7 protein-coding genes and 1 pseudogene are annotated in these 12,759 nt (G+C 63.3%); 4 read left to right on the plus strand and 4 right to left on the minus strand.

Features of this window, described 5'->3' with window-relative positions:
* Nucleotides 1-47 precede the first annotated feature (47 nt).
* The 3 genes from infB (at nucleotide 48) to truB (ending at nucleotide 4,955) form a co-directional block, all read left to right on the plus strand.
* The gene (infB, locus tag AAGS40_RS05705) at nucleotides 48-3,008 is read left to right on the plus strand and encodes a translation initiation factor IF-2 (protein WP_345813745.1); all 2,961 of its coding nucleotides are present in this window, start codon (nucleotides 48-50) and stop codon (nucleotides 3,006-3,008) included.
* A gap of 354 nt (nucleotides 3,009-3,362) precedes the next feature.
* Nucleotides 3,363-3,728 (plus strand): 30S ribosome-binding factor RbfA, encoded by a 366-nt coding sequence (gene rbfA / locus AAGS40_RS05710; RefSeq protein ID WP_345813746.1) that lies wholly within the window; start codon nucleotides 3,363-3,365, stop codon nucleotides 3,726-3,728.
* Between the two features lie 291 nt (nucleotides 3,729-4,019).
* Nucleotides 4,020-4,955 carry a tRNA pseudouridine(55) synthase TruB gene (truB, locus tag AAGS40_RS05715; protein ID WP_345813747.1) on the plus strand — a complete coding sequence of 312 codons (936 nt, stop codon included), beginning with the start codon at nucleotides 4,020-4,022 and terminating at the stop codon, nucleotides 4,953-4,955.
* A 263-nt stretch (nucleotides 4,956-5,218) separates the two neighbouring features.
* Here the strand turns inward: truB and AAGS40_RS05720 are convergent.
* The 4 genes and pseudogenes from AAGS40_RS05720 to AAGS40_RS05735 all read right to left on the minus strand — a co-directional run.
* Nucleotides 5,219-6,796, minus strand: a pseudogene (locus AAGS40_RS05720) (DHA2 family efflux MFS transporter permease subunit); the annotation flags it as partial.
* A 21-nt stretch (nucleotides 6,797-6,817) separates the two neighbouring features.
* The gene (locus AAGS40_RS05725) at nucleotides 6,818-8,083 is read right to left on the minus strand and encodes an EmrA/EmrK family multidrug efflux transporter periplasmic adaptor subunit (protein WP_345813748.1); all 1,266 of its coding nucleotides are present in this window, start codon (nucleotides 8,081-8,083) and stop codon (nucleotides 6,818-6,820) included.
* 98 nt (nucleotides 8,084-8,181) lie between these two features.
* Nucleotides 8,182-9,690 (minus strand): efflux transporter outer membrane subunit, encoded by a 1,509-nt coding sequence (locus AAGS40_RS05730; RefSeq protein ID WP_345813749.1) that lies wholly within the window; start codon nucleotides 9,688-9,690, stop codon nucleotides 8,182-8,184.
* Between the two features lie 49 nt (nucleotides 9,691-9,739).
* Nucleotides 9,740-10,255, minus strand: coding sequence for a MarR family transcriptional regulator (locus AAGS40_RS05735; protein WP_345813750.1), 516 nt, complete (start codon nucleotides 10,253-10,255; stop codon nucleotides 9,740-9,742).
* Between the two features lie 338 nt (nucleotides 10,256-10,593).
* Between AAGS40_RS05735 and typA the strand changes: the two genes are divergently transcribed.
* On the plus strand, nucleotides 10,594-12,420 hold the full coding sequence (gene typA, locus AAGS40_RS05740; RefSeq protein WP_345813751.1) for a translational GTPase TypA: 1,827 nt from the start codon (nucleotides 10,594-10,596) through the stop codon (nucleotides 12,418-12,420).
* Nucleotides 12,421-12,759: the final 339 nt, after the last annotated feature.

Below are 12,759 nucleotides of genomic sequence, written 5' to 3' on the forward strand. Positions count from 1 at the left end.
ACCCGATGCTAACCGCAAGGAATCGGTCCTTGCATTAAGAGGAATGAATGGCGAGTAACAACGTAGCCCAATTTGCCGCGGAACTGAAGATGCCTGCAGGCGTGCTGCTCGAGCAGCTGCAGGCAGCGGGCGTCACAAAAGCGAGCGAAGCCGACTCCCTGTCCGAAACGGACAAGGCGCGTCTGCTCGACCACTTGCGCAAGTCTCACGGCTCGACTGATGCAGACAAGCGCAAGATCACGTTGACGAAACGGCATACATCGGAGATCAAGCAGTCCGATGCGACGGGCAAAGCTCGCACCATTCAGGTCGAGGTGCGTAAGAAGCGCACTTTCGTCCGCCGCGACGAAACCTCGGCTGAAGGCGGGGATGCATCGAATCATGTGGCCGAGACGGCGGAAGTCGACGATCTCGAACTCCAGCGTCGCGAAGAAGAAGCGCGTCATGAAGCCGAGTTGCTCGAGAAGCAGGCTCAGGAGCTGAAGGCGCGTCAGGAACAGCTCGAACGCGAAGAGGCCGAGCGTCAGGCACGCGAACAGGCTGCTGAAGCCGAGCGTCGTCGTGCGGAAGAAGAGGCGGCGAAGAAGCGCGCGGCGGCTGCGGCCGAGGCGGCGGCTCGCGAACAGCAGCAACAGAAGGCGGTGCAGGCGGCGCAGCCCGTGAAGGCCGAGCCCGCTGCGGCGAAGGCCGCGGAGCCGGTCGTTGCGAAGGAAACCGAGCAGGACGACGAACGTGCCGCAGCGGAACGCGCGGCGCAACGGGAAGCGGCGAAGAAGGCGGAAGACGCGGCGCGTCAGGCTGCCGAGAAAACGCGCGCCGAACAGGAAGAGATTGCCAAGCGCCGTGCGGCGGCGGAAGCCGAAGCACGCGCGATTCGCGAGATGATGAACACGCCGCGCAAGGCGCAGGTGAAGGCGCCGGAACCGGCACCGAAGCCCGCCGAGCCGGCCAAGGCCGCGGAAGCGAAGGGCACGCTGCACAAGCCGGCTCGTCCGGAAGGCGCAGCACCGGCCCGTCCGGCAGCCAAGAAGCCGGCCGCCGCGGCGCCGGCTGCCACGACCGCGCCGTCGGCTGGCGACAAGAAGAAGCCGGGCGCAGGCAAGGGCGGCTGGCAGGACGACGCAGCGAAGCGCCGCGGCATCAAGACGCGCGGTGACACGAGCGGCGGCGTCGACCGCGGCTGGCGCGGCGGCCCGAAGGGTCGCGGCAAGCATCAGGACCAGAACACTACGTTCCAGGCGCCGACTGAACCGATCGTGCGCGAAGTGCACGTGCCGGAAACCATCACGGTCGCCGACCTGGCGCACAAGATGGCGGTGAAGGCGTCGGAAGTGATCAAGTCGATGATGAAGCTCGGCCAGATGGTCACGATCAACCAGATGCTGGACCAGGAAACGGCGATGATCATCGTCGAGGAACTGGGCCATCACGCGGTCGCGGCCAAGCTGGACGACCCGGAAGCCATGCTCGTCGAAGGCGAAGTGTCGGATGCGGAATCGCTGCCGCGTCCGCCGGTCGTCACCGTCATGGGTCACGTCGACCACGGCAAGACCTCGCTGCTCGACTACATCCGTCGTGCGAAGGTGGCAGCGGGCGAAGCGGGCGGCATTACGCAGCATATCGGCGCTTACCACGTCGAAACGCCGCGCGGCGTGATCACGTTCCTCGACACGCCGGGTCACGAGGCCTTTACGGCGATGCGTGCTCGCGGTGCCAAGGCAACGGACATCGTGATCCTGGTGGTGGCAGCCGACGACGGTGTGATGCCGCAGACGAAGGAAGCGATCGCCCACGCGAAGGCAGGCGGCGTGCCGCTCGTCGTCGCGATCAACAAGATCGACAAGCCGGATGCGAATCCGGATCGCGTGAAGCAGGAACTCGTCGCGGAAGGCGTCGTGCCGGAAGAATACGGCGGCGATTCGCCGTTCGTGTCGGTGTCGGCGAAAACCGGCGCGGGCATCGACGATCTGCTGGAAAACGTGCTGCTGCAAGCCGAAGTGCTGGAGCTGAAAGCGCCGGTTGAAGCGGCCGCCAAGGGTCTCGTGATCGAAGCGAAGCTCGACAAGGGTAAGGGTCCGGTTGCAACGATCCTCGTCCAGTCGGGTACGCTGAACCGCGGCGACGTGGTGCTGGCAGGTAGTGCATACGGTCGTGTACGAGCGATGCTCGACGAAACCGGCAAGCCGACCAAGTCCGCTGGTCCGTCGATCCCGGTCGAGATTCAAGGTCTTTCGGAAGTGCCGCAAGCGGGCGAAGAAGTCATCGTCATGCCGGACGACCGCAAGGCGCGTGAAGTTGCACTGTTCCGTCAAGGCAAGTTCCGCGACGTGAAGCTGGCCAAGCAGCAGGCCGCAAAGCTCGAGAACATGCTGGAGCAGATGGGCGAAGGCGAAGTGCAGTATATGCCGCTCATCGTCAAGGCCGACGTGCAGGGTTCGCAGGAAGCCCTGGTGCAATCGCTGCTCAAGCTGTCTACCGACGAAGTGCGCGTGCAGATCGTGCACGGCGCGGTGGGTGGCATCAGCGAGTCCGACGTCAACCTGGCCACGGCTTCGAAAGCGGTCATCATCGGCTTCAACACGCGTGCGGATGCGCAGGCGCGCAAGCTGGCGGAGTCCAATGGCGTCGATATTCGCTACTACAACATCATCTATGACGCAGTGGATGACGTGAAGGCCGCGATGTCGGGCATGCTGGCGCCGGAGAAACGCGAGGTCGTGACGGGTACGGTCGAAGTGCGTCAGGTCTTCAAGGTGCCGAAGATCGGTGCAGTGGCCGGTTGTATGGTCACGGACGGGTTCGTCAAGCGCTCGTCGTCGGTGCGCGTGCTGCGCAACAACGTCGTCATCTTCACCGGCGAGCTGGATTCGCTCAAGCGCTTCAAGGACGACGTCAAGGAAGTCCGTCAGGGCTTCGAGTGCGGTATGTCGATCAAGAACTTCAACGATATCGTCGAAGGCGATCAGTTCGAAGTCTTCGAGGTCACCGAAGTCGCGCGTACGCTGTAATTCACGCGACTCGGCTCTACGGGCGGAGCGGGCTTGAACGCCCGCTCCGCCCGTTGTTATTTGGAGGCCTGCGCGCGGCTTGCAAGCATAGGGCAGCGCCAATGACCTCCGCGTCGGGTTGCATGCCGGTCCGAGTGGATCGATCGGCTGGGCGTTCAGGTTGTCGATCTGGGCGCCGCCTTTTTGCCTTGTCCGGTTGCCCGCTTTGCTGGTCATGTCGCTGGCCGCTCGGCCGCCTGCTCAGCCGGTCGATTTGCAGTCGGTCGTCGCGGAGTCGGTGAAGGCCGCATAAGCCGGGCAGCCGCATGCCGCGTGAACCATTTTCGCATCCGTCAGACGGAGCACACCATCACCATGCCTAAGAAACGTTCTTCCCCCAATCGCAACGTGCAGATCGCCGATCAGATCCAGCGCGATCTGTCCGAGTTGCTGCGCGAGGTGAAAGACCCGCGCATCGGTATCGTCACGATTCAGAGTGTCGAGTTGACGCCGGACTATGCGCACGCCAAAGTCTATTTCACGACGTTGACGGGCGACCCGCAGCAGACGCTCGAAGCATTGACCCACGCGGCCGGACATCTGCACAACCAGCTTTTCAAGCGTCTGCACATCCACACTGTGCCGACGCTGCATTTCCACTACGACAAGACGATCGAGCGGGCAGTCGAGATGTCGCGTCTGATCGACGAGGCAAACGCCGATCGCGCGAAAGACGACTGAGCGCGGCCGCAGCCGTTTCTGGGCGGCTGCCTGATCGCGCAACCGGCGGCGACCGGGTAAGCGGGCGGCACCCGGCAAGCGCAAGGTAACGCGCCGGCCCGGGCGGCAACCACGCTGCCATCAGGCTGGCACCAAGCTGCCACCAAGCGGCATCGTGTGGCTCCCGGCAAACTCGCAGGGCAAAAGAGCTTTCCCGCTCCCAGTCCCGCGACATGCCCGCGCTGCCACTTCGCCACATATGCCATTCGAGCCGCCGTTTCACGACTCTATCGACGACACTGCCTTCTCAACATGACTTCTTCTCAACGTCCCCGCGTGCCGCGTCGCGCGCTCGACGGCGTGCTGCTGCTCGACAAGCCGCTCGGACTGTCGAGCAACGACGCGCTGATCCGTGCAAAGCGCCTGTATCAGGCGAAGAAGGCGGGCCACACGGGCACGCTCGACCCGCTCGCCACGGGCCTCTTGCCGCTATGTTTCGGCGAAGCCACCAAGTTTTCACAGGACCTGCTCGAAGCCGACAAGACCTACGAGGCCACCATGCGCCTCGGCATTCGCACGACGACCGGCGACGCCGAAGGCGAGGCCATCGACACGCGTGAAGTGACGTGCGACGACGCTGCGATTCAGGCGGCGCTTGGCCGCTTCATCGGCGAGATCGTGCAGGTTCCGCCCATGTACTCGGCGCTCAAGCGCGACGGCAGGCCGCTCTACGAGTACGCGCGTGCAGGGCAGACGGTCGAGCGGGAAGGGCGCCAGGTGACCATTCTCGCGCTGGAGATGCTCGCATGTGCGTTGCCGGACGTGACGTTTCGCGTGACGTGCAGCAAAGGCACTTATGTGCGCACGCTTGCCGAAGACATCGGCGAGACGCTTGGGTGCGGTGCGCATCTGGTGGCGCTGCGGCGTACCGGAGTGGGTGCGCTGACGCTCGATCATTCGGTCACGCTCGACGCGTTGTCCGACGCGAGCGAACGCGAACGCGACGCGTGGCTGCAGCCTGTGGACGCGCTGTTGTCAACGTTTCCACCCGTGCGTCTCGATGAAGACGCGACGCGCCGCTTCCTGCATGGTCAGCGGCTCAAGTTATCCGAATTGACGATCGGCGCCGACGCCGTCGGTGCGCCGCGAGTGCGTGTGTACGCCGCGCAAGGGCGGCTGCTCGGCGTCGCGAAGCAGGGCGAAGGCGTGCTGGCGCCGGAGCGCCTCGTCGTAACCGCCGTGGAGTGAGGGCCGGGAGTCAGAACGCCGAGTTACAGCCGCTGGTTGCGGCCCCGACCTACAGCGCCGACTTACAGCCCCAACTTACAGCAGATACGACACAGCCCGTAAGACACATGCTGAGACGCAAACTTCAATGACAACGCCGGGCAACGCCCGCATCCCCCAATTGGAAACACGTAAAAAAGGCGGGACCGCTCAATCGCGGTCCCGCCTTTTTCACGCCACGCGCGCCAGTCAGATCAGCGCGCGTCAAACGTAAAGTCACCCCGTCAATGCGCGGCCGCAGCCGCCGCCCCAGCGTCGCCGCCTGCACGTTCGGGCCGTGTAATCCAGATCAACGCAATCAGCGCGACGAAAATGCCCGCTGAAACAAAGAACAGATCGTTCACGCCCAACTGCGCGGCCTGCTGCGTGGCCATGGTATTGAAGAGACCATACGCCTGCGGCTGGCTGAAACCCGCCGCGCCCATCTGCCGGATCGACTGATCGAACACCGGGTTGTATGCATTTGCCTGCTCGGCCAGTTGGGCATGATGCATGATCGTACGATGGTCCCATGCCGTCTGGAAAATGGATGTGCCGATACCGCCGCACATGATCCGCACGAAATTCGAGAGCCCCGACGCGGCCGGAATCCGGTTGCCCGGCAACCCCGACAGCGTGATCGACACCAGCGGAATAAAGAATCCCGCCATACCGATGCCCTGAATCAACGTGGGCATGAGCAAAGAGAACGTATCGACGCCGGTCGTGTAGCGCGAGCGCATCCAGAAACACAGCGCGAACACGAGAAACGACAGCGTGGCGATATAGCGCGGATCGGTGCGCGGCAGCACCTTGCCGGTGATCGGCGAGAGCAGCACCGCGAAGAGACCCACCGGCGCCATCACGAGACCGGCTTCGGTTGCGGTGTAACCGATGTCGGTCTGCAGCCACAGCGGCAGCAGCACGAGATTGCCGAAGTAAAGCCCATAGCCGATCGACAGCGCAATCGTGCCCCCCGTGAAATTGCGCCGGCTAAACAGCGAAAGATCGACGACCGGATGCTCCGCCGTCAATTCCCACACGATGAAGAACGCGAGCGCAACCACCGCGACGAGCGCGAGCACGACGATGGTCGTCGACGAAAACCAGTCGAGGTCCTTGCCTTTGTCGAGCATCACCTGCAACGAGCCCACCCACACGATCAGCAGACCGAGACCGACGCCGTCGATCGGCGCTTTTCTGATCACCGAGTCGCGATCGCGGAAGATCATCCACGTGGCGACCGCGGCGATCGCGCCGACGGGGATGTTGACGTAGAAGATCCACGGCCACGAGATGTTGTCAGAGATCCAGCCGCCGAGAATCGGGCCGGCCACCGGCGCAATCAGTGTGGTCATGGCCCACATGGATAGCGCCATCGGCGCCTTGGCGCGCGGATAGCTCGCGAGCAGCAGCGTTTGCGACAGCGGAATCATCGGGCCGGCCACTGCGCCTTGCAGCACGCGCGACGCGAGCAGGAACGGCAGTGTGGGCGCAAGGCCGCACATCCACGACGAGATCACAAACAGCACGATTGACGCCATGAAGAGGCGCACCTGACCGATACGGTCGGTGAGCCAGCCGGTCAGCGGCACCGAGATGGCGTTCGCGACGGCGAACGACGTGATGACCCACGTCCCCTGGTCGGACGACACGCCGAGGTCGCCCGATATCGACGGAATCGACACGTTGGCAATCGACGTGTCGAGCACGTTCATGAAAACGGCGAGCGACACCGCGATGGTGCCGATCACCAGTTGCGCGCCCTCGAGCGGCGGATGAGGGACTTGCGCCTGAGCCTGAGCCATTGAAGATGCCTTGTCTGAATCGTCCTGCCGCTTACATCACTTCGCAGCGGTCTTCGTGGCGCCTGCCTGAGCCGACTTCTGCGAGCCGCTGTTCGGGCCGGCGTTTGCAGCGATGATGCGGGCGATTTCGGCGTCGGCTTCGTCGCCGTACTTCGCGAACACGTCGGTCTGATAGACCGTGTTCGCCGCCTCGCCGAGCTGGCCGCCGTTGTCGTCCTTAATGCTCACGTCGGCTTGCATCGACAGGCCGATACGCAGCGGATGCTGTTCCAGTTCCTTCGGGTCGAGCGCGATCCGCACCGGCAGACGCTGGACCACCTTGATCCAGTTACCGGTTGCGTTCTGCGCGGGCAGCAGCGAGAACGCCGAACCCGTACCCGCGGAGAAACCCACCACCTTGCCGTGGAATACCACCGACGAGCCGTACACGTCGGCCGTCAGTTCGACCGGCTGGCCGATGCGCATATGCTTGAGCTGCACTTCCTTGAAGTTGGCGTCGACCCACACACCGCCGAGCGGCACGATCGCCATCAACGGCGTGCCCGGCGACACGCGCTGGCCGACCTGCACCGAGCGCTTCGCCACGTAGCCCGTGACCGGCGCCGGCAGGTTGTTACGCGCGTTGTTCAGGTACGCGTCGCGCACTTTCGCGGCGGCTGCCTGCACGTTCGGGTGATTCGCGATCGTGGTGTTCGCGGTCAACGCGCGGTTGGACGCGAGTTGCTGCTGGGCGGCGTCGACGGCGGCCTGCGCGCTCTTCACGGCGTCACGGGCGTGGGAGATTTCTTCCGCCGACACGGCGCCGGTTTGCGCCACCATCAGCCGGCGCTTCAGATCGTCCTGGGCACGCGACAGGTCGGACTGGCGCTGATTCACTTGCGCCTGGTACTGGTTGTCGTCGGCGAAGAGACCGCGCACCTGACGCACCGTCTGCGCCAGATTCGCTTCGGCCTGTTCCAGCGCGACGCGGGCATCGGCCGGATCGAGCACGACGAGCGGGTCGCCTGCCTTGACCGTTTGCGTGTCGTCCGCATTCACGGCGACGACCGTGCCGGTGACCTGCGGCGTGATCTGCACGACGTTGCCGTTCACATAGGCGTCGTCCGTATCTTCATGGAAACGCGCGACCAGGAAGTAGTACAGGCCATAGGCGATCGCGGCGATCAGGATCACGATGACAAGCAGGATCATCATGCGCTTGCGCTTGCCGCTGTTGGCCGGCGGTGCCGGCGGTTGCGTCGGCTGCGGGGCGGGTTGCGGGGCCGACTGGGTATTGGCCGCGGGCTGCTGGGTGGTGCTCATGGATGTGCTCCGGGTTCTCTTGTACGTCGTCGTTTATTCGGGTGTGCGGGTGTGCAGGTGTTTTCGTGCGCCGTGGCCGGTCTTGTGCGATCGGCCGCTCAGTTCGCCGCGGCGGTCGCCGCGGTGGCTGACGCCGGCGCATCGGTCGGCACCACGAGTCCGGTCTGGGTAGCGTCGAAACCGCCGCCAAGCGCCTTGACGAGGCCGATCTGCAGGTCGCGGCGCCGCATCTTGAGACCGGTCACGGTCTGTTCGGCGGCGAGGCGGTTCTGGTCGGCTGTCAACACCTGCAGTTGCGGCGACAGACCCGCCTTGTAGCGGATCACGGCCAGCTGGTACGCCTTGGTCGAGGCTTCCAGTGCGCGTTGTGCGTCGCCTTGCTGCTGGTCGATCGATTTGATCGACGTGACCTGCGTGGCGACATCGGACAGCGCGTTGATCAGCGTCTGGTTGTAATTCGCGACATCCAGTTCAAAGTCCGCATAACGGCCCTTGAGCTGCGAGCGCAACGCGCCGGCGTCGAAGATCGGCAAATGAATGGCCGGCCCGATCTGGACCTGGCGGCTCGCCGCGGTGAGGAATCGGCCCCAGCCGAACGCGTCGAACCCGAACCCCGCCGACAGGTTGATGTCCGGGAAGAATTCCGCTTTCGCCTCCTTGACGTCGTGCATCGCGGCTTCGACCTGCCAGCGCGCGGCGACGATATCGGCACGGCGCGCGACGAGGTCGGCCGGCAGATTGTTCGGCAGCGCGACCGTGTTGCCCGCAGTGAGCGCAGGTTGGGCGATCTGCAGACCGCGGTCCGGACCCTTGCCGAGCAGCGCGCCCAACTGGTAGCGCACCACGGTGATCTGGCCGTCGAGGTCCGTCAGGTTCGACTGACTGGTCGCAATATTGCCGTTCGCCGTTTGCTGTTCGACATTGGTGTCGAGACCGGCCGTGACGCGGCCGCTGGTGATGCGGCCGATATCCTGACGGTTGGCGATCTCGCGCGCGGCAATGTCGCGGTACGCATAAAGCTGCGCGAGCTGGTTGTACGTGCTGGCCACCGACGCGGCGAGCGTAACGCGCGCCTGCTGCATGTCGGCTTGCGCCGCCTTTTCCTGCGACACGGCCTGGCCCAGGCGCTGCCGGTTCTTGCCCCACAGGTCCAGGTCCCACGACGCGCTCGCGAGCACATTGTTTTCGCTATACCAGGTGCCGCCGTACGGAGGCGGGTAGAGTGCGTCGCCCGAAAACAGTTCGCGGTTCCACGAATAGCTGCCGTTGACCTTCGGATATAACGCGGAGCGCGAGCTCTCGATGTACGACGACGCCTTGGCGATGCGTGCCTGAGCCTGCGCAATCGAGGGATTGCCCTCCAGCGCTTCGGCGATCAGCTTCGGCAGTTGCGGGTCGCCAAACTGGTTGGCCCAGTCGAGCGACGGCCATTGGCCGCCCTCGCCGGCCAGGCTTTGCGTCGACTCGTACTGAGCCGGCGACGAGATCTGCTTGTCGCTCTTGATACCGAAATAGTTCGCGCACCCGCTCAGAGCGAGCGCCGTCACTGCGGCGGCGACGGCAGCCCGAGTCGGAAGCACGGACGCGGACAGGGAATGGGATTTCATCAGTCGACTCATCGAGTGGAATGTAATGATGGACACTGCAAGTAATTTATTACGATTTGCTGTCAGGATTGCTTGCGGCATCACGGGTTAAACCCGTTTGTTCGCCCGAATTGATCAGCACGCGGCGCAACATGCTCTTCAGAAAACCGACCTCTTCGGCGGTAAAGCCATTGAGCAGAGTATCCAGCACGCCATTGAAGATGGCCGGCATTCGGGTCGCAATCGCATGACCTTCCGGCGTCAGGGCAAGACGCACCACGCGTCGGTCTTCGTTGCTGCGCACTCGCGTCAGAAGCCCGCGCTTCTCGAGCCGGTCGATCAGCCGCGTGACCGCACTGGCGTCAATGCCGTATTCACGCGCCAGTTCGGCCGCGAGCAGACACTTGCCGCTGGCCACCATGAAGAGGATGCTGCCCTGCTGGCTCGTGATGCCCAGTTCGGCCATGCTGCGCTGGGTCACGAGATTGGCGAGCGTGGACCTCACACGCGAAATCAGATAGCCGACGCTCTCGCCTAGCTGATACTCGGTGGGGTCTGTCTCAGGTAAAGAGGACGGCTGCGGCATGATTCTCGTGCGAATGCAATGGTTGACTAGGCAGGAGTATAGCGGGCGGTTAATTGACGCGGCAAGCGTTATTACGGCTCAAGCAAGGGACTGTTACGGTCTGCGCCAGAATGGACGCGGCTTTGCGGAGGGAATCTTTATGCGCTTTTTAAGATGTTTCAAACCGCGAATCCTCCAGGAGCACAGCGGTCCATCAGGGATAACCAGATAACGTCACCCTTGCGTGCTATAATGTTGGGTTCCCAAAAGTGCGCTTTGGGCTTGTCGTGGTTTGGTTGGTCCAAGTACTCATTAACCGGCATCAGCAAGCGGCGCACTCAACTGTCTCCAGGTTTCCTATGACCCGCGCCCTACGCAACATCGCCATCATTGCCCACGTCGACCACGGCAAGACCACGCTCGTCGACCAGCTTCTCCGCCAGACCGCCACCTTCCGCGACAACCAGCAGGTCGCCGAACGCGTCATGGACTCGAACGACATCGAAAAGGAACGTGGCATCACGATCCTGTCGAAGAACTGCGCGGTCGAATATGAAGGCACGCACATCAATATCGTCGACACCCCGGGCCACGCGGACTTCGGCGGTGAAGTGGAGCGCGTGCTCTCGATGGTGGACTCGGTGCTGCTGCTGGTCGACGCGGTGGAAGGCCCGATGCCGCAAACGCGCTTCGTGACCAAGAAGGCACTGGCGCTGGGCCTGAAGCCGATCGTCGTGATCAACAAGGTGGACCGTCCGGGCGCGCGTATCGACTGGGTGATCAACCAGACGTTCGACCTGTTCGACAAACTCGGTGCGACTGACGAACAGCTCGACTTCCCGATCGTCTACGCGTCGGGCCTGAATGGCTATGCCGGTCTCACGCCGGACGTGCGCGAAGGCGACATGCGCCCGCTGTTCGAAGCCGTGCTCAAGCACGTGCCGGTGCGCGACGCCGATCCGGACGCGCCGCTGCAGTTGCAGATCACGTCGCTCGATTATTCGTCGTATGTCGGCCGTATCGGCGTGGGCCGCATCACGCGTGGCCGTATCAAGCCGGGCATGGCGGTGGCCGTGCGCTCGGGTCCGGACGGCGCGATCCTGAACCGCAAGATCAACCAGGTGCTGTCGTTCAAGGGTCTGGAGCGGGTGCAGGTGGACTCGGCTGAAGCTGGCGACATCGTGCTGATCAACGGTATCGAAGAAATCGGCATTGGCGTGACGATCTGCGCACCGGAACAACCGGAAGCGCTGCCCATGATCACCGTGGACGAACCCACGCTGACCATGAACTTCCTCGTGAATTCGTCGCCGCTCGCCGGCCGTGAAGGCAAATTCGTCACGAGCCGTCAGATCCGCGACCGCCTGATGAAGGAACTGAACCACAACGTCGCGCTGCGTGTGAAGGAAACCGGCGACGAAACCACGTTCGAAGTGGCGGGCCGCGGAGAACTGCACCTGACCATTCTCGTGGAAAACATGCGTCGTGAAGGCTACGAGCTGGCCGTGTCGCGTCCGCGCGTGGTGATGCAGGAAATCGACGGCGTGAAGCACGAGCCGTACGAAAACCTGACGGTCGACATGGAAGACGGCCACCAGGGCGGCGTGATGGAAGAGCTAGGCCGCCGCAAGGGCGAAATGCTCGATATGGCGTCGGACGGCCGTGGCCGCACGCGTCTCGAGTACCGTATTTCGGCGCGTGGCCTGATCGGCTTCCAGTCGGAATTCCTGACGCTCACGCGCGGCACGGGCCTGATGAGCCACACGTTCGACTCGTATCAGCCGGTCAAGGAAGGCGCGGTGGGCGAGCGTCGCAACGGCGTGCTGATTTCGCAGGACGACGGCGCCGCAGTGGCGTACGCATTGTGGAAGCTTCAGGATCGCGGCCGTATGTTCGTGTCGCCGGGCGAGCCGCTGTATGAAGGCATGATTATCGGCATCCACAGCCGTGACAACGACCTCGTCGTCAATCCGATCAAGGGCAAGCAGTTGACCAACGTGCGCTCGTCCGGTACCGACGAAGCCGTGCGCCTCGTGCCGCCGATCCAGATGTCGCTGGAATACGCAGTCGAATTCATCGACGACGACGAACTGGTCGAAGTCACGCCGCAGTCTATCCGTCTGCGCAAGCGTTACCTGAAGGAACACGAGCGCCGCAGCGCAAGCCGTAAGGGCGCAGTGGACTGATCGTTCGCTCAGGCAATCCGGTTGAGGTTATTCGAATCGGTTTGCAGGCATGACAGGCAAAAGCCACCGCTTGGTGGCTTTTGTCGTTTCCGGCGATACAAAATGCGTTGGAGCCGGGCTTTCAAAATAGCGGTTCGTGTCTGCAAGCCGGTTTTTTTCAAACCCTTAAATACTGGCTCCTGTTTGCCGCAGAACACTGTTGCGCATTCCGACAATAGCCGCGAAAGCCCGTATTGACAGGCTTGGGCGGCAATCCGTCTGCTATCTGCACTATCCGTTCTGTGATATGCTCCCCGGGTGCAAAGTTTTAGGTCCTTCCAAGCAAGACTTGATTCGCGC

This window comes from Paraburkholderia sp. PREW-6R (genome assembly GCF_039621805.1).
Classification (GTDB): Bacteria; Pseudomonadota; Gammaproteobacteria; order Burkholderiales; family Burkholderiaceae; genus Paraburkholderia.

Bases quoted from the DNA above. Each gene is read 5' to 3' on its own strand.
- truB (WP_345813747.1), top strand. From the start codon at position 4,020: ATGACTTCTTCTCAACGTCCCCGCGTGCCGCGTCGCGCGCTCGACGGC.
- AAGS40_RS05730 (WP_345813749.1), bottom strand. From the start codon at position 9,690: ATGAAATCCCATTCCCTGTCCGCGTCCGTGCTTCCGACTCGGGCTGCC.
- AAGS40_RS05725 (WP_345813748.1), bottom strand. From the start codon at position 8,083: ATGAGCACCACCCAGCAGCCCGCGGCCAATACCCAGTCGGCCCCGCAA.
- infB (WP_345813745.1), top strand. From the start codon at position 48: ATGGCGAGTAACAACGTAGCCCAATTTGCCGCGGAACTGAAGATGCCT.
- AAGS40_RS05735 (WP_345813750.1), bottom strand. From the start codon at position 10,255: ATGCCGCAGCCGTCCTCTTTACCTGAGACAGACCCCACCGAGTATCAG.
- typA (WP_345813751.1), top strand. From the start codon at position 10,594: ATGACCCGCGCCCTACGCAACATCGCCATCATTGCCCACGTCGACCAC.
- rbfA (WP_345813746.1), top strand. From the start codon at position 3,363: ATGCCTAAGAAACGTTCTTCCCCCAATCGCAACGTGCAGATCGCCGAT.